The organism is Psychromarinibacter sp. S121 (genome assembly GCF_049801035.1).
Lineage (GTDB): Bacteria > Pseudomonadota > Alphaproteobacteria > Rhodobacterales > Rhodobacteraceae > Psychromarinibacter.
Map to the genome: position 1 here is coordinate 11,695 of NZ_JBNAGE010000004.1, position 14,946 is coordinate 26,640.

The following is a 14,946-nucleotide window of genomic DNA, read 5'->3' on the forward strand; positions in this document are numbered from 1 at the left end:
GATTTGTTTATTCTGCCGCGGCGTCGAGTTCGACGACCACCTTGGGCAGATGGATCGTGAAGGTGGTGCCCTCGGGACCCGTTGTCTCCAGCATCAGGCGGCCACCGTGACCGCGGATCAGTTCCTGTGCGATCGCAAGGCCCAGCCCGAAGCCGCCCTTGCGTGTGCCGCCCTGGAACGGCTGGAACAGGTGGTCGCGCGCCTTTGCGGGCAGGCCCGGGCCCGTGTCGCGGATGCGGACGATCCAGTCTCGGTCGGTTTCTTCCGCCTGCACCGCGATCTCTCCCGCCTCGCCGCTTGCAACGATGGCCTGCCGGGCGTTGCGCAGCAGGTTGCCGATGACGCGGTACAGCTGTTCCGGGTCGGCTCGGATCGACAGGGTGGCCGGCACGTCTTCGGAGAAGCTGACATCGTGATCGCCGCAGGCAAGGCGTTCTGCCTCGACCACGTCGGCCACCAGATCGGCCAGCATCAGACGATCCAGCGCGGGCGGCGGTTCCTCGGCCTTGCCGAAGGCGAGCGTCGATTCGCACAGGTTCACCGCGCGCGAGATCGAGCTGACCAGTTTCGGCGCGGCGCGTTTCACCATCGGATCCTCGGACCGCTCGAGGCGGTCGCCGAACAGCTGCGCCGTGGTGAGGATGTTGCGCAGGTCGTGGCTGATCTTGGCCACCGCGCCGCCCAGTTGCGCCAGCCGGTCCTTCTGCCGCAGCGCGCCGCTGAGGTGCGTCTGCAACTCGGCCAGCGCCACCTCGGCGTCGCGCAGCTCTTTCACGCCCGCCGTCGGAACGATGATGCGACGCGCGTCTTCCGGCGCCTCGGCATAGCTTGTCATCGCCGCGACGACCCGTTTGATCGGGCGCACGATGAACCCGCGCACCGCAAGGAACAGCAACAGCGCGGTGACGGCCGAGATCACCGCTGACAAAGCAAGGATGCGTAAGCCATAGTCGACCATCTCGGCCCGCATCGGCGCGCTGTCCATCGTGACCTCGATCAGCTGGCCCGCTTCACGCACCGGGTCACCGATCACCCGGATCACGTCGTTGCCGCTGTGCAGGAGCCGCAGCATCGCGTCGCGGATCAGCTCTATCCCGGTCGGATCGCGCAGATCGAAAGTTGCCGCAACCGGGGCCGGGATCTCGGACGACAGGATCAGTTGCCGCGCCTCGTCCCGCCGCAGCACGACGTTGTAGACGCCCGCGTTCTCGAGAAGCTCGCGCTCCAGCCCGGCGTCGATCATGTCGTTCGCCAGAAGCGCAAGCGAGGCGATCTGCGCCTTTTCGAGACGCAGCTGCAGATAGTCCTCGCGGAACCGCGCCACCGAGGGGACGAAAATCATCACCTCCGCGAACATCACGAACACCGCCGTTAGGATCAGGAAGCGACCCGAAAGCGAATTAACAGCCATAAAAGACCTTTGCCCGTCAGGGCAGTAACCGTTGAACCAGCCCGACGACCCGCTTCACGGACGGGTTATCGAACAGCTTCGGGCTAAAATAGGCCCCCGCGGCCCGCTTGTTAAGTTCTGCGAGTGTCGGATAGGGCGCGACCATTGCGCTGACCGCACTCATTTTCAATCGGTTGGCGATCACAAGGGACCAGGTTGCAGCCAGATCGCCCGCTTCCGCACCGACCAGCGTGGCGCCCACGGGGCGGCCGCCGACGATCATGACCTTGACGAAACCGGTGGTCCGCCCGGTGGCGATGGCCCGGTCATTCTCGGCGTAGTCGGTGCGCACCACCTCTAGCCGCCCACCGTATTCGGTGCGGGCTTCGGCTTCGGTCAGCCCGACTTGTGCAAGCTCGGGGTCCGTATAGGTGGCCCGCGGCAGGTGCGCGTCCTTGGCCTTTGCGGGAAGGCCGAACAACAAGGCGCGGACCACGACGCCCGCGTGATAACCTGCGACGTGGGTGAACTGCTGCCGCCCCGCCGCGTCGCCCACCGCGTAAATGCGGCGGTTGGTGCTGCGCAGATTGTCCCCCACCACGACGCCGCCGTCGGTTTCAACGCCCGCCTTGTGCAGATCCAGCCTGTCGGTATTCACCTTGCGGCCCACCGCCACCAGCAGGTGAGATCCGGTAAACGCGCCCTGCCCCGTCTCGACAGTAATCCCGTCGCTGCCCCCCGACACCTTCTGTGCCTTCGCACCTTCGACGATTCGAACGCCTTCGGCGCGCAGCTTCTCCAGCACCAGCGCCGCCGCCTCGGGGTCGTCGCGACCAAGCGCGGTTTCGCCCTCTATCACCGTCACCTCGCACCCCAGCCGCCGATGCGCCTGAGCCATCTCGATCCCGATGGGACCGCCACCGATGATCAGCAGATGCGCGGGCTTCTCGCGCAGGCCAAACAGCGTCTCGTTGGTAAGATAGGGCACATCCTCGAGCCCCGGGATCGCCGGTACCATCGGCGAAGAACCGGTCGCGATGACGAACCGGCGGGCGCGGATTGCGTACGGACCGGCCTGCACCTCGCGGTCCGAGACGAACCGGCCCCACTCGCGGATCACCCGCACGCCGAGCCCCTCGAACCTCTCCTGGCTGTCGACCGGCGCGATGGTCTCGATGGTCTGGCGCACGTGCTCCATAGCGGCGGCATAGTCGACCTTGGGCGTCACGGGCGACACGCCAAGCGTTTCACCTGCCGTCATCGCATGGGCCTGCGCGGCGGCGGCGATCAGCGCCTTGGATGGGACGCAGCCGTAGTTCAGGCAGTCGCCGCCCATCTTGCCGCCTTCCAGTAGCACGACCTTCGCGCCCATCTGAACCGCCCCAGCCGCCACGCTCAGCCCGCCCGAGCCGGCGCCGATGACGCAGATGTCCGCCTTGATCGTCTCGGGCATCAGATCCCCTTTCTGCCGCGTATCGCCTTCAGCACCATCGGCAGCGCAGCAAGCGCGCAGAGGCCGAGGATGGGGAACAAGATATGTGGCTCGAACAGGATGCCCAGGTCTGGAGTCTCGCCGCGCTCGAACACCTCGCCAAGACCGGCGCCGACCGAGGTGAATACGACAGCCGCGGGCATGATCCCGAAGAACGTCGTGACGACATAGCGCCACGTCGGAACCTGCACGAAGGCGGGTACAAGATTGGCCACGAAGAAGGGCACCGCGGGGATCAGGCGGATCAGGAACAACATCGACCACTGGTTCTCGTCGATGCCGTCCTTGATGCGCTTTACCATGCCCTCGCTGCCTTCAAGTTTCGCCCCCAGCCGGTCGCCCAGCCCGCGACGCGCGGCAAGGAACAGCAGCGTCGCGCCGATGGTGGCCGAGACGATATTGAACACCGCGCCGGGAAAGACCCCGAACAGGAACCCGCCGGTCAGGGTCGAGATCGTGGCGCCCGGCAACGAGAAGGTCACGATCAGCGTGTAGAGCCCCATGAAGACGAGAACCGTCAGCAGGCAGTTCCGGTCGCGAAAGTCCAACAGCGCCTCGCGATTGTCGCGCAGCGCATCGAAGCTGAGGTATTCGCGCAGGGTGAATGCGCCCAGCATGGCAACGACGGCGATGACAACGATGGGCAGCTTGCGCAAGATCGCCTGCCCCCGTGTGCTGCCCGTTTCGACTGTCATGCCCGGTCGCTCCTTCGCCGCGTTTCGCTCAGAGAATGGCGTGGCGCGTGCGGTGGGAACAGGGCCCTCACGGGCGAGTGATGGCTATTGAGGCAAATGCCCGGTTTGTTACATGGAAAGCGGCCTGTTTCCGGGGTCGGGACCATGCGCCGCGACTTCCTTCGTGGAATTGAAACATTCCGCCTGAGGATTGGTTGACAGGGCGCACGGCTCCCCCTAAAGACCGGGCTTCGAATATGACGCGGCCCGCGAATCCTTTTGCGTGGCCGGCCAGACGGAGAGTTTCGCGATGAAGCGCACATTCCAACCCTCGAACCTGGTCCGCAAGCGGCGGCACGGCTTCCGCGCGCGCATGGCGACCAAAGCTGGCCGCAAGGTCCTGAACGCTCGCCGTGCCCGTGGCCGGAAGCGTCTGAGCGCCTGATCGCCCAGCCGCGCCCACTACCGGGGCAGAGGTTCCAATGACGACACCGCCGGCGGCCTCCGAGATCCGGAAGCCGCCGGCGGTGCCTTTTGGGCTGTCCGTTCTTCAGAACCGGCCCGATTTCCTGAAAGCCAACCGCGCGAAGCGGCAGGCGATGCCGGGCTTCGTCCTGCAGGCCCGCCGCCGCGATCCGTCAGAGCTGTCACAGACGCCTGTTCGGGTTGGCTACACCTGTTCCAAGAAGGTCGGCAACGCCGTGGCCCGCAACCGTGCCAAGCGTCGCCTGCGCGAGATCGCGCGGCTTGTGCTGCCGATCGAAGGACAGCCGGGCTGGGACTATGTCCTGATCGGTCGGGCCGGCGAAACCGCGCGCCGACCGTTCGACGTGCTGAAGGCGGACCTGCACACCGCCCTGTCCCGGATCCACGGCGCATGAGCCCCTTCGCCCGCATCGTGGCCTTGCCTGTCCATGCCTACCGGTTGCTGCTGTCGCCATGGATCGGCCATTCTTGCCGCTTCACGCCGACCTGCTCTGTCTACGCTCTGGAAGCGCTGGAAAAGCACGGAGCGATCAAGGGCGGATGGCTGGCGCTGCGCCGTATCGCCCGCTGCAACCCGTGGGGCGGTTCTGGCGTCGACAACGTGCCGGACTGACGGCGGCTTCGCCTAGTCCAGCCCCGCGATCACGGCACGCAGCGTGTCGATCCCGTCGCCCTTCTGGGACGAGGTGGTGATGATGCCCGGAAACGCCGCAGGGTGCTTTGCAAGACGCTGACGGACCTGCTCCAGCACCTTGTCCAGCTCGGCAGCCTTCACCTTGTCGGTCTTGGTCAGCACGACCTGAAAGGTCACCGCAGCGCGGTCGAGTTCCTTCATGATCTCTTCGTCCGGATCCTTCACGCCGTGGCGCGAGTCGACCAGCACGAAGGCGCGGCGCAGGCTTTGGCGACCGGTGAGATAGGCGCGCAGCAGGCGCTGCCACTTCTCGACCACCGGCAGAGGCGCCTTTGCGAAGCCGTAGCCGGGAAGGTCGACAAGGAACAGCCCGTCACCCACGGTGAAGAAGTTGATCTCTTGCGTGCGGCCCGGCGTGTTCGACGTCCGCGCCAGCGCCCGACGGCCCGTCAGCGCGTTGATCAGGGACGACTTGCCGACGTTCGACCGACCGGCAAAGCAGATCTCCATCCGGTCCGCCGGTGGCAGACCGTTCATCGCCACGACGCCCTTCAGAAAGTCGATCTCGCCCTGAAACAGCCGCGCGCCTTCGTTGCGCTCGGGGTCCGACACTTCGACCAGCGGGAAGACCGGTTCCATCACAGCACCTCTACCTTGTCGCCGACGGCGACCGCGCCGCCCTCGACCACCTCGGCCTGAACCGAGAAGTCGCGATGCCCGAACGTGTCGAGCGTTCCCAGCGTATCCGCATCGCGCGCGCCCGTCTCGGGATTCGCGGTCGTCGCCATACAGCGTTCCGTCCGTTCTCGGACACGCAGAACCGCTTCGCCGATCCGTATGTCGCGTCCGACCCAGTCGAATTCGGCCCAGGGTTCGGGTCCGTCGATCCAGATGTTGCCACGCCAGCGGTGAATCGACAGGTCCTGACCGATCCGTTGCTCGACCGCCGCGTGCGAGGCCGTATTGCAAAGCGTGATCGACGGGAAGTCAGCGTCCGTCATGCCCCGGCCCGGCACGCGGACGATACGCACCGGCATCGCACGCCCCTCGGGCATCAGCGGGCGCACCCAGTCAAGGAAAGCGTCTGCGTCCTGATCCGGCTGAAAGGTCAGGTCAGGCCGCTCGGGGTGCCGCAGCGTGACCGTGGTCGTCCCCTCGTCCACCGCTGCCGTGATCGCCGCCAGAGCGGGCGCCGAAGCGACGCGTGTGAACGCCGCGCAGCGGGACCATTCCGCGTTGGTGGCCTTAGACTGTTCGTGCGCCACCGCCCAGGCACGGTCCCACGACAGGCATTCGCCCTGCCGCAGGTCCGTCCGATCCAGTTGCTCGCGCCCGTGGCTCTTGATCGGGAAACGCCAGAGCCCCGAGACGCGTGCGGTCATTTCTTGGGCTTGCCCTTTCCGGCGGCCGCTTCGGCGGTTTTCTTCCGCTTGAAGCTTTTCTTGATGTTGCCGAAGACGTCAGGCCTGTGCCCGTGGCTGCGCATGATGATGTACTGCTGGGTGAACGTGATCGTGTTGTTCGTGATCCAGTACACCACAAGCCCGCTGGCGAAGCCGCCCAGCATGAACATGAACACCCACGGCATCCACGCGAAGATCATCTGCTGCGCCGGGTCGGTCGGCGCCGGATTCAGCTTTTGCTGCAGCCACATCGAGATGCCCAGCAACAGCGGCAGGATACCGATGAAGATCAGCGCCAGCGTCGTGCCCGGTTCGGGCGCGGCCCAGGGGAACGCTCCGAACAGGTTGAAGATCGAGGTCGGGTCCGGCGCGGACAGGTCGCGGAACGGGCCGAACCATGCGGCGTGCCGCAGTTCGATGGTGACGAAGATCACCTTGTAGAGCGAGAAGAAGATCGGGATCTGCAACAGGATCGGCAGACAGCCCGAGGCGGGGTTCACCTTGTTCTTCTTGTACAGCTCCATCATGCCTTGCTGCATCTTCTGGCGGTCGTCGCCGGCGCGTTCCTTCAGCTTCTCCATCTCGGGCTGAAGTTCCTTCATCTTCGCCATCGAGACGTAGGACTTGTAGGCCAGCGGGAAGAGGATCGCCTTGATCAGCAGGGTCAGGGCAAGGATCGACCAGCCCATGTTCCCGATCAGGCCGTTCAGGAAATGCAGCGCCCGGAAGATCGGCTTGGTGAGGAAGAAGAACCAGCCCCAGTCGATCGAGTCGACGAAGTTGCGGATGCCGAGGTTTTCTTCGTAATCGCGGATCGTCTCCCACTCTTTCGCACCTGCGAACAGCATGGTCGAGACCTCGCCGGTCGCGCCCGCCTCTACGGTGATCGCGGGCAGACGGCTTTCGACCTGGTAGATCTCGGCGTTCTGCACGTATTTCGCGACCGACTGGAAGGGCTGGCCCGGTTCCGGGATCAGCGTCGTCATCCAGTACTTGTCGGTAAACCCGATCCAGCCATCCTCGGCCACGTCGATGACCTCGGCCCGGGCCCCTTCGCGTTCGACGAAATCGAGGTCGGGAAGATCGGAATAGCCCAGCTCCTCAAGCGAGTTGTCGCTTTGGCGGACGACGCCTTCGTGCAGGATGAAGAAGCCGGCGGTGTCGGGTTCGCCATGGCGCGCGACGATGCCGTAGGGCGCAAGACGCAGCGCCGCATCCGTCGTGTTCTCGACGCTTTGGGTGACGGTGAACAGATAGTCCTCGTCGATGGTCAGCGTCCGGCGGAAGATCGCACCGTTGCCATTGTCCCACGCAAGGGTCACGGGATTGCCGGGTGACAGGGTCTCGCCGCTTTCGACGGTCCACTCGGTGTTGGCGCCGGGCACGTCGTCAAAGCCAAGGTCACCAGCCGGGGTCCAGCCGTACAGGGCGTAATAGGCGCCGTTGCCGCCGACGGGCGACAGCAGCGGAACCGTCGGGCTGTCGGGATCCAGCGTCTCGCGGTAGTCCTTCAGGCGCAGCGTGTCGATGCGGCCGCCAAGAAGCGAGATCGAGCCTTCGACACGCGGCGTGTCGATCGGCAGGCGCGCGATTTCCTGCGCCGGAGCCGGGGTTTCGCCCGCCGGTCCGGCCGGGCTTGCCGGGTCGCCAGCCGCAGTCGGCGGTGGAGCCGCAAGCTCGCCCTCGGTGGTTTCGATCACGTCCGTTTCCGGGTCGAGCGGAGGTTCTTCCGGCGGGAACAGCAGGAACCATCCCAGGATCACCGCGAAAGAAAGAGCCGTTGCCAGAATGAGGTTCTTGTTCTGGTCGTCCATGAACCGTATGCCAATTCGCTGAAGTCAGGTCAGCGCAGGTTCAACAATCCAAGGCCGGAAAGGTCAAGCGGAATCCCGGAAAGGTGACCGCTACGCTACGGTCGGATCGGGGCCATGTTCGCGGTCATCACGCCTCGCGCGCGATGCGCGGCTGGTCGGACAGGCGCTGCCGGTGGATGCGGATCCAGTCCAGCGTCTCGGCAAACGGCATCGGCCGCGCGATCGAAAAGCCCTGGACATAGTTGCAGCCAAGCTGCGCCAGCAGCGCGTGTTCCCCCACGGTTTCGACACCTTCGGCCAGCGTCTCGATCCCCAGACGTTCCGCCATTTCAAGGATCGCGGTCAGAAGCGACTGCTGGTCGCGGTCGGTGTCGATCCGGGTCACGAAGGACCGGTCGATCTTGATCCGCCCGACCGAGAAGCGTCGGATGTTCGCGATCGAGGCATGCCCGGTGCCGAAATCATCCAGGTCGATCTTGCATCCAAGTTCGTTCAGACGGGTCACGTTGCGGGTGATGCTATCGTTCTCTGACCGCGAGATGACCGTCTCCAGGATTTCCACGCACAGGCGGTCTGGCGACAGGTCGAAGCGGTCGAGTTCCCAGCGGATGCGGTCGCACAGGGTTGGGTCGGCCAGTTCCTCGTGGCTGAAATTCACAGCGACATTGGGCACATGCTCGCCCGCGGCGCCCCAGTCCCGCAGGGCCGTCATGCTGTGGTTCAGGATCACTTCTCCCAGTCGCTGGCTCAGACCCGACGCCGCGATGGCGGGCAGGAACGCGCCCGGAAGGATGACCCCGCGCTCGGGATGCTCCCACCGCGCCAAAGCCTCCATCCCCGCGATGTCGCCGGTGTCGGTGCTGATCTGCGGCTGGAACCACGGCCGGATCTGGCCAGCCTCCAGCGCGTCCGAGACCTCTTCGGCAAGGCCCGTCCGCTTCACCTTCTTGCGCGGCGACTGCGGCGCGAAGGCGCGGATCGCGCCGACGCCACTGGCCTGTGCGTCGCGCAAGGCCGTCTCTGCTGCGTCGAGGCAGGCGTCCGGCGTCCGTTCCGCCGCGCGGCGCGGCAGGCAGAACCCGATCGACGCGGACAGGAACAGGCGCATACCGCCGATGACGATGGGCGCGCCGATGGCCTGCTGCATCCGCGCGGCCACCTGTATCATCGCCTCAAGATCAAGCCGGCGCACGGGGGCCAAGGCGACGGCGAAGGTCGCGCCCTGCAGGCGGCAGGCTGTGTCGCCCTGACGCAACGTCGAGCCGATGCGTTCGGCAAGCTGCCCCAGCACCTGATCCGCCGCATCCGCGCCATAGGTGTTACGAAACGATTCGAACTCGTCGATTTCCAGCACCAGCGCGGCGGTGCGCGAATTGGCTTCGCCGTCCCGTTCGAAGGCGCGTTGAAGGGTTGCCAGAACGGCGGACTTCAGGGGCAGGCCGGTGATCGCGTCGCCATTCGCATCCGCCTGCACCGCGGCGCGCACCGGCACGAAAAGCCCGACAAGCCCCATCGCCGCCGGCACGAAGATCGCCATGAACAGCAACAACCCCTCGCCCCCGAACCAGTAGCCGCCAAGCGTCAGCGCCGGCACGAAGGCAAGGATCTGCGGCCCGACGAATGCCGTCCGGGCGCTCGTCAAAATCTGTTGCGTGAACTGGCTGAAAATACGCGGCATGGCCCGGTCCCCTTGGGCCGGGCGGCAGGGGGCCCGGCGGTCTGGGGCAGGTTAGGAAAGCGGCCTGTGCGTCAGGTTAAGAAAGCTTGGGAACTTCCGGCGCATTTTCATCGAATGCGCTAGGCTCCCGCATTAGCCCGGCGAAATCGAACAGGCCCGGGTCCAGCAGATGCGACGGCCGCGCATTCATCAGGGCGCGGAACATCTTTTGTCGGCGGCCCGGGTGGTTCTTCTCCCACTGGTCCAACAGCGCCTTGACCTGCATCCGTTGCAGCCCGTCCTGCGAGCCGCACAGATCGCAAGGGATGATCGGGTAATTCATCGCGCGCGCGAACTTCTCGCAATCGGCCTCGGCCACGTAGGCCAGCGGGCGATAGACGAACAGGTCGCCTTCCTCGTTCACCAGCTTCGGAGGCATCGTGGCCAGCCGCGAGCCGTGGAACAGGTTCATGAAGAAGGTCTCGAGAATATCGTCGCGATGGTGGCCCAGCACGACGGCGGAACAGCCTTCCTCGCGCGCGATGCGGTACAGGTTGCCACGGCGCAGACGGGAACACAAAGCGCAGTAGGTCCGGCCCTGAGGCACCTTGTCCATCACGATGGAATAGGTGTCCTGATACTCGATCCGGTGCGGCACACCCTTGGCCTGCAGGAACTCGGGCAGCACCGTCGCCGGGAAACCCGGCTGACCCTGATCAAGATTGCAGGCCAGGATATCGACCGGCAGCAGTCCACGCCACTGCAACTCGTGCAGCACCGCAAGCAGCGTATAGCTGTCCTTGCCGCCCGACAGACAAACCAGCCAGCGGGCGCCGCGCTCGATCATGCCGTATTTCTCGATGGCATCCCGCGTATCGCGCACGATCCGCTTGCGGAGTTTCTTGAACTCCGTGGTCGCGGGCGCGCCGGCAAAGAGCGGATGGATGTCGTCGGATTCGTCTAGCATGATGGCCGCTCTCCTAGCTTGCGCGGGGTGCAAAGGCAATCTCGGCAGGGCTTGAGCCGCCTCCGGATCACGCTTAACAGGGACGACAACGAGGGAGACAGCATGAAAACCCGCCAGATGAACCCCGACTGGATCGTGACCGCACGCACCCTGAACACGGCGCTGCCCTACCTGCAGCGCTATTCCGGCGCGACGGTCGTCATCAAGTTCGGCGGCAACGCCATGGGCGATCAGGCGGCGATGGCAAGCTTTGCCCGCGATATCGTGCTGCTTCAACAGGTTGGCGTGCGCCCGGTCGTGGTGCACGGCGGCGGCCCGATGATCAACGACATGCTGAAGCGGCTGGATATCCAAAGCGAATTCGTCCGCGGCAAGCGCGTCACCGACGAGGCCACCGTCGAGGTGGTCGAGATGGTGCTGTCCGGCCGGGTCAACAAGCGGATCGTGCAGGCGATCAACGATGAAGGCGGCCGTGCGGTCGGCCTGTCGGGCAAGGACGCCAACATGATGGTCTGCGATCCTGCCGACGCGTCGCTGGGCTTCGTGGGCGAGCCGGTCGAGGTCGACCCGACCCTGATCCGCCAGCTACATTCGTCGAACATCATTCCCGTGGTCGCGCCCATCGGCACCGGCCGCGCGGGCGAGACCTACAACGTCAACGGCGACACCGCCGCCGGCGCGATCGCCGGTGGGCTGAAGGCCGACCGGCTGCTGCTGCTGACCGACGTCGCCGGCGTGAAGGACGGCGAGGGCAACGTCCTGACCCAGCTGACCGCCGCCGAGGTGCGCCAGCTGACCGACGACGGCGTTATCGCCGGCGGCATGATCCCCAAGACCGAGACCGCCCTGGCCGCAATGGCGGCGGGCGTGCGTGGCGTGGTGATCCTTGACGGACGCGCGCCCAATGCCTGCCTGCTGGAACTGTTCACCGAGCATGGCGCGGGCACCCTCATCCGCGGCTGACGGGCTCGCCCTGCCGGGCGATCTGGCCGGGCGGCTTGCGGCGGCCTGCCTCGAGGTGTTCGGCGCCTTCCACCCGGAACCGGATGACGACGCGCCCGAGGGGACGGGGACGATCCTGCTGCTTGGCCCGCGCGAGCCGGGCTTCTGGCCCCATGCAAGCACCGAGCCCGAGTTCGCGGACGGCCGTGCGGATCCGATGGACCGCTGGTCGACGCGCGTGATCGGGGACATCGCGGTCGCGACCGGGGCGACGGCCCTGTTCCCCTTCGGCGGCCCGCCATGGCGCCCGTTCATCCGCTGGGCCGAGCGCAGCGGGCGGGCATGGCCATCCCCGGTGCAGCTTCTGGTCCACGACCGGGCCGGGCTGATGGTGTCCTACCGTGGCGCGCTGGCCCTGCGCCAGCGCCTGCCGCTGCCGCCCACCCCGCAACGGCCCTGCAACACCTGCCAGGGCCAGCCTTGCGCGACCGCCTGCCCGGTTGGCGCGCTGACCCCGGCTGGCTACGATCTTGAGGCATGCCATCGATTCCTCGACGGGCCGGACGGCAGGGATTGCATGGACAACGGATGCGCGGTGCGACGCGCCTGCCCGGTGTCCGCGCGATACGGACGTCTGCCGGGCCAGTCGGGGTTCCACATGAGAGCCTTTCACGGATGACCCTGCGCCTGATCCTGACCCGCCATGCCAAGTCAAGCTGGGACGACCCCGAGCTGTCGGACCATGCCCGCACCCTCAACAAACGCGGCAAACGCGCCGCAGAGGCGGTCGGCGGCTGGCTGGCCGAAAAGGGCTATCTTCCCGATCTCGTGCTGTCGTCGGACGCGATCCGCACACAGGAAACGTGGGAGCGGATGAAAGGCCACCTGCCGCCGCCGGGCCGGATCGAGTGGACACCGGCCCTGTACCTCGCCGGCCCCGGCGCGATCCTGAAGGCGCTGCGCGGTGCAAAGGGCGCCCGCAACGTCCTGCTACTGGCCCACAATCCCGGCATCTCGCAATTCGCCTCGGCCATCGTGGCGATCCCGCCCCAGCACAAGCGGTTCCACGACTACCCGACCTGCGCGACGCTCGTGGCCGACTTCGATGCCGACGGGTGGAACGAACTGGCGCCCGGCATGGGAAGCGTGGTGGATTTCACCGCGCCCGCCGATCTGGAAGGCTAAGACGTCCGGCGGACGGATGGCCCTCGACACGGCCGCCGTTGGGGGCTTTGCCCCCGGCCCTGCGGGCCTCCCCCAGGATATTTGCGGACCAAAGAAGGCGGCGCGGGCGCGCCAAAAGAAAAAGGCCCCCGGCAATGCCGGAGGCCCTGAATGTCATGCCCGCCGCGCTCAGTGGCCGAGGATCTGGCTGAGGAACAGCTTGGTCCGGTCGGACTGCGGGTTGTTGAAGAACTCCTTGGGCTCGTTCTGTTCGACGATCTGGCCCTGGTCCATGAAGATCACCCGGTTCGCCACCGCCTGCGCGAAGCCCATCTCGTGCGTGACGCAGAGCATGGTCATGCCCTCTTCCGCGAGCTCGATCATGGTGTCGAGAACCTCTTTGATCATCTCGGGGTCCAGCGCCGAGGTCGGTTCGTCGAACAGCATGATCCGCGGCTTCATGCACAGCGACCGCGCGATGGCGACCCGCTGCTGCTGGCCGCCCGACAGCTGGCCGGGGTACTTGTTGGCCTGGTCGGGGATCTTCACCTTTTCCAGGTAGTGCATCGCCGTCTCTTCGGCTTCCTTCTTGGGGATCTTGCGAACCCAGATCGGCGCCAGCGTGCAGTTTTCCAGGATCGTGAGGTGCGGGAACAGGTTGAAGTGCTGGAAGCACATCCCGACCTCGGACCGAATCTTGTCGATGTTCTTCAGGTCCGACGTCAGCTCGGTCCCGTCCACCACGATCTGCCCCGCCTGGTGTTCCTCCAGACGGTTGATGCAGCGGATCAGGGTCGACTTGCCCGAACCGGAGGGTCCGCAGATCACGATCCGCTCGCCCCGGTAGACGGTCAGGTTGATGTCCCGCAGAACGTGGAACGTGCCGTACCACTTATTCATGTCGGTGATCTGGATCGCGACCTCGTCCGAGACCTTCATGTGGCTCTTGTCGACCGCGCGGTCCATGACGGGTTCGTTGTGAATTTCGGTCATAGAGAGGTCTCCTTACCGGTGGTCCGTCTTGAGCCGGCGCTCGAGATACATCGAGTAGCGCGACATCGAGAAACAGAAGATGAAGAACAGGAAGGCGATGAAGGCGAACAGCTCCCAGTAGATGCCGTTCCACGCCGAGTCAGAGCGGATCGAGTTCGACAGCCCGAGCGGGTCGAGCAGGCCGATGATCGACACCAGCGTGGTGTCCTTGAACACCCCGATGAAGGTCGACACGATCCCCGGGATCGAGATCTTCAGCGCTTGCGGCATGATGATCAGCCGCTGCGACTGCCAGTAGTCGAGACCAAGACTGTCGGCGCCTTCGTATTGGCCCTTGGGAAGCGCGGCCAGGCCGCCGCGGATCACCTCGGCCATGTAGGCCGCGGCGAACAGCGTCACCATGATCATCACCCGCAGGATGATGTCGAAGTTGGTGCCCGGCGGCATGAAGATGTTCAGCAGCGTCGAGGCCACGAACAGCAGGGTGATCAGCGGCACGCCCCGGATGAACTCGATGAAGCCCACGCAGATCGCCTTGACGATCAGCAGGTCCGACTGGCGGCCCAGCGCCAGCACGATCCCGATGGGAAGCGAGCAGCCGATGGCGACGACGCCGATCAGGATCGACAGCATGAAGCCGCCGAAGTTGCGCGAGGCGACGGGTTCAAGCCCGATGTTCATCGCCTGGCCCAGTTCGCCCGAAAGCGGACCCACGATGAACAGCCACCAGATCAGCGCCGCGACGACCGCCACGATCAGTCCCGCCAGCGATCCGATGCGCGACGCAAGGAACTGCGCGCCGAAGAACAGGATCGCAAAGCCGATGGCGACGCAGATCGGCCCCCAGATGGTGCCGCCCCACATCAGCCACGGCATCACGAAGGGATAAGCCGCCGTGACCCACAGAAGCTTGTTGGGCGCCCACGGGAACAGCACCGGCGCAACGGCCACCAGCAGCAGGACGAAGGCAAGGATCGGGCGCCAGTACAGCTCGGACGGATAGAACCCGAACAGCAGCTGCAGCCAACGCTCGTTGATTACCGCCCAGCAGGCGTGGCCGTGGGTCTCGCCCCACGTGGCCTGCATGATCTCGCGGCATTCGTTCAGCGAATCCGCGGTCCAGACCGACTGGAACACCCAGGGCAGAACCCCGGCCAGCACATAGGCGATGAACGCCAGCGAGATGATCGTCAGAACCGTGTTGACCGGCCCCGAGAACAGGTTCGCCCGCGCCCAGCCGATGGCGCCGACGGACGACGCCGGCGGCTCTTGCTGGGGCAGCATGCTGTCGCGGACGAAACGGATGGTTTCTTCATGCGTATCGCTCATG

General features: G+C 65.7%; 16 protein-coding genes. 6 read left to right on the forward strand and 10 right to left on the reverse strand.

Annotation, left to right across the window (positions count from 1 at the left end):
- Window positions 1–7: 7 nt before the first annotated feature.
- From ACP156_RS18610 to ACP156_RS18620, 3 genes are read right to left on the reverse strand one after another with little or no spacing between them, the layout of a single operon-like run.
- Window positions 8–1,411 (reverse strand): sensor histidine kinase, encoded by a 1,404-nt coding sequence (locus tag ACP156_RS18610; RefSeq protein WP_425052871.1) that lies wholly within the window; start codon window positions 1,409–1,411, stop codon window positions 8–10.
- A gap of 16 nt (window positions 1,412–1,427) precedes the next feature.
- The gene (locus ACP156_RS18615; RefSeq protein ID WP_425052872.1) at window positions 1,428–2,843 is read right to left on the reverse strand and encodes a dihydrolipoyl dehydrogenase family protein; all 1,416 of its coding nucleotides are present in this window, start codon (window positions 2,841–2,843) and stop codon (window positions 1,428–1,430) included.
- Window positions 2,843–3,577: a TVP38/TMEM64 family protein gene (locus tag ACP156_RS18620; RefSeq protein ID WP_425052873.1), complete on the reverse strand. Its 735-nt coding sequence runs from the start codon at window positions 3,575–3,577 to the stop codon at window positions 2,843–2,845. The genes ACP156_RS18615 and ACP156_RS18620 overlap by 1 nt, the downstream gene beginning before the upstream one ends.
- Window positions 3,578–3,866: 289 nt before the next feature.
- Between ACP156_RS18620 and rpmH the strand changes: the two genes are divergently transcribed.
- The 3 genes from rpmH to yidD are packed head-to-tail and all read left to right on the forward strand — an operon-like array spanning window position 3,867 to window position 4,655.
- Entirely contained in the window at window positions 3,867–4,001 is a 135-nt protein-coding gene (rpmH, locus tag ACP156_RS18625; RefSeq protein ID WP_425052874.1) for a 50S ribosomal protein L34, read from the forward strand.
- A 37-nt stretch (window positions 4,002–4,038) separates the two neighbouring features.
- On the forward strand, window positions 4,039–4,437 hold the full coding sequence (gene rnpA, locus ACP156_RS18630) for a ribonuclease P protein component (protein WP_425052875.1): 399 nt from the start codon (window positions 4,039–4,041) through the stop codon (window positions 4,435–4,437).
- Window positions 4,434–4,655: a membrane protein insertion efficiency factor YidD gene (gene yidD / locus ACP156_RS18635; RefSeq protein ID WP_425052876.1), complete on the forward strand. Its 222-nt coding sequence runs from the start codon at window positions 4,434–4,436 to the stop codon at window positions 4,653–4,655. Before rnpA ends, yidD begins: the two co-directional genes overlap by 4 nt.
- 12 nt (window positions 4,656–4,667) lie before the next feature.
- Here the strand turns inward: yidD and yihA are convergent, their stop codons facing one another.
- The 5 genes from yihA to ttcA all read right to left on the reverse strand — a co-directional run bounded on the left by yihA (window position 4,668) and on the right by ttcA (window position 10,517).
- Window positions 4,668–5,315, reverse strand: a complete 648-nt coding sequence (gene yihA / locus ACP156_RS18640; RefSeq protein WP_425052877.1) for a ribosome biogenesis GTP-binding protein YihA/YsxC — start codon at window positions 5,313–5,315, stop codon at window positions 4,668–4,670.
- Entirely contained in the window at window positions 5,315–6,058 is a 744-nt protein-coding gene (locus tag ACP156_RS18645) for an MOSC domain-containing protein (protein ID WP_425052878.1), read from the reverse strand. The genes yihA and ACP156_RS18645 overlap by 1 nt, the downstream gene beginning before the upstream one ends.
- Window positions 6,055–7,893, reverse strand: a complete 1,839-nt coding sequence (yidC, locus tag ACP156_RS18650) for a membrane protein insertase YidC (RefSeq protein ID WP_425052879.1) — start codon at window positions 7,891–7,893, stop codon at window positions 6,055–6,057. Before yidC ends, ACP156_RS18645 begins: the two co-directional genes overlap by 4 nt.
- Window positions 7,894–8,020: 127 nt before the next feature.
- Window positions 8,021–9,571 (reverse strand): putative bifunctional diguanylate cyclase/phosphodiesterase, encoded by a 1,551-nt coding sequence (locus ACP156_RS18655; protein ID WP_425052880.1) that lies wholly within the window; start codon window positions 9,569–9,571, stop codon window positions 8,021–8,023.
- A 76-nt stretch (window positions 9,572–9,647) separates the two neighbouring features.
- Window positions 9,648–10,517 (reverse strand): tRNA 2-thiocytidine(32) synthetase TtcA, encoded by an 870-nt coding sequence (ttcA, locus tag ACP156_RS18660; RefSeq protein WP_425052881.1) that lies wholly within the window; start codon window positions 10,515–10,517, stop codon window positions 9,648–9,650.
- 102 nt (window positions 10,518–10,619) lie between these two features.
- Between ttcA and argB the strand changes: the two genes are divergently transcribed.
- The 3 genes from argB to ACP156_RS18675 are packed head-to-tail and all read left to right on the forward strand — an operon-like array spanning window position 10,620 to window position 12,644.
- Window positions 10,620–11,480, forward strand: a complete 861-nt coding sequence (gene argB / locus ACP156_RS18665) for an acetylglutamate kinase (protein WP_425052882.1) — start codon at window positions 10,620–10,622, stop codon at window positions 11,478–11,480.
- Window positions 11,452–12,138 (forward strand): ferredoxin, encoded by a 687-nt coding sequence (locus tag ACP156_RS18670; protein ID WP_425052883.1) that lies wholly within the window; start codon window positions 11,452–11,454, stop codon window positions 12,136–12,138. The genes argB and ACP156_RS18670 overlap by 29 nt, the downstream gene beginning before the upstream one ends.
- On the forward strand, window positions 12,135–12,644 hold the full coding sequence (locus tag ACP156_RS18675; protein ID WP_425052884.1) for a SixA phosphatase family protein: 510 nt from the start codon (window positions 12,135–12,137) through the stop codon (window positions 12,642–12,644). The genes ACP156_RS18670 and ACP156_RS18675 overlap by 4 nt, the downstream gene beginning before the upstream one ends.
- A 168-nt stretch (window positions 12,645–12,812) precedes the next feature.
- Here ACP156_RS18675 and ACP156_RS18680 read toward each other — a convergent pair whose 3' ends face one another.
- The gene (locus ACP156_RS18680; protein WP_425052885.1) at window positions 12,813–13,616 is read right to left on the reverse strand and encodes an amino acid ABC transporter ATP-binding protein; all 804 of its coding nucleotides are present in this window, start codon (window positions 13,614–13,616) and stop codon (window positions 12,813–12,815) included.
- Window positions 13,617–13,628: 12 nt separating this feature from the next.
- Window positions 13,629–14,945, reverse strand: a complete 1,317-nt coding sequence (locus ACP156_RS18685) for an amino acid ABC transporter permease (protein WP_425052886.1) — start codon at window positions 14,943–14,945, stop codon at window positions 13,629–13,631.
- Window position 14,946: the final 1 nt, after the last annotated feature.

Excerpts from the sequence above, each read along its gene's own strand:
- ACP156_RS18610 (WP_425052871.1), bottom strand. The coding sequence starts at position 1,411 with ATGGCTGTTAATTCGCTTTCGGGTCGCTTCCTGATCCTAACGGCGGTG.
- ACP156_RS18615 (WP_425052872.1), bottom strand. The coding sequence starts at position 2,843 with ATGCCCGAGACGATCAAGGCGGACATCTGCGTCATCGGCGCCGGCTCG.
- ACP156_RS18620 (WP_425052873.1), bottom strand. The coding sequence starts at position 3,577 with ATGACAGTCGAAACGGGCAGCACACGGGGGCAGGCGATCTTGCGCAAG.
- rpmH (WP_425052874.1), top strand. The coding sequence starts at position 3,867 with ATGAAGCGCACATTCCAACCCTCGAACCTGGTCCGCAAGCGGCGGCAC.
- rnpA (WP_425052875.1), top strand. The coding sequence starts at position 4,039 with ATGACGACACCGCCGGCGGCCTCCGAGATCCGGAAGCCGCCGGCGGTG.
- yidD (WP_425052876.1), top strand. The coding sequence starts at position 4,434 with ATGAGCCCCTTCGCCCGCATCGTGGCCTTGCCTGTCCATGCCTACCGG.
- yihA (WP_425052877.1), bottom strand. The coding sequence starts at position 5,315 with ATGGAACCGGTCTTCCCGCTGGTCGAAGTGTCGGACCCCGAGCGCAAC.
- ACP156_RS18645 (WP_425052878.1), bottom strand. The coding sequence starts at position 6,058 with ATGACCGCACGCGTCTCGGGGCTCTGGCGTTTCCCGATCAAGAGCCAC.
- yidC (WP_425052879.1), bottom strand. The coding sequence starts at position 7,893 with ATGGACGACCAGAACAAGAACCTCATTCTGGCAACGGCTCTTTCTTTC.
- ACP156_RS18655 (WP_425052880.1), bottom strand. The coding sequence starts at position 9,571 with ATGCCGCGTATTTTCAGCCAGTTCACGCAACAGATTTTGACGAGCGCC.
- ttcA (WP_425052881.1), bottom strand. The coding sequence starts at position 10,517 with ATGCTAGACGAATCCGACGACATCCATCCGCTCTTTGCCGGCGCGCCC.
- argB (WP_425052882.1), top strand. The coding sequence starts at position 10,620 with ATGAAAACCCGCCAGATGAACCCCGACTGGATCGTGACCGCACGCACC.
- ACP156_RS18670 (WP_425052883.1), top strand. The coding sequence starts at position 11,452 with ATGGCGCGGGCACCCTCATCCGCGGCTGACGGGCTCGCCCTGCCGGGC.
- ACP156_RS18675 (WP_425052884.1), top strand. The coding sequence starts at position 12,135 with ATGACCCTGCGCCTGATCCTGACCCGCCATGCCAAGTCAAGCTGGGAC.
- ACP156_RS18680 (WP_425052885.1), bottom strand. The coding sequence starts at position 13,616 with ATGACCGAAATTCACAACGAACCCGTCATGGACCGCGCGGTCGACAAG.
- ACP156_RS18685 (WP_425052886.1), bottom strand. The coding sequence starts at position 14,945 with ATGAGCGATACGCATGAAGAAACCATCCGTTTCGTCCGCGACAGCATG.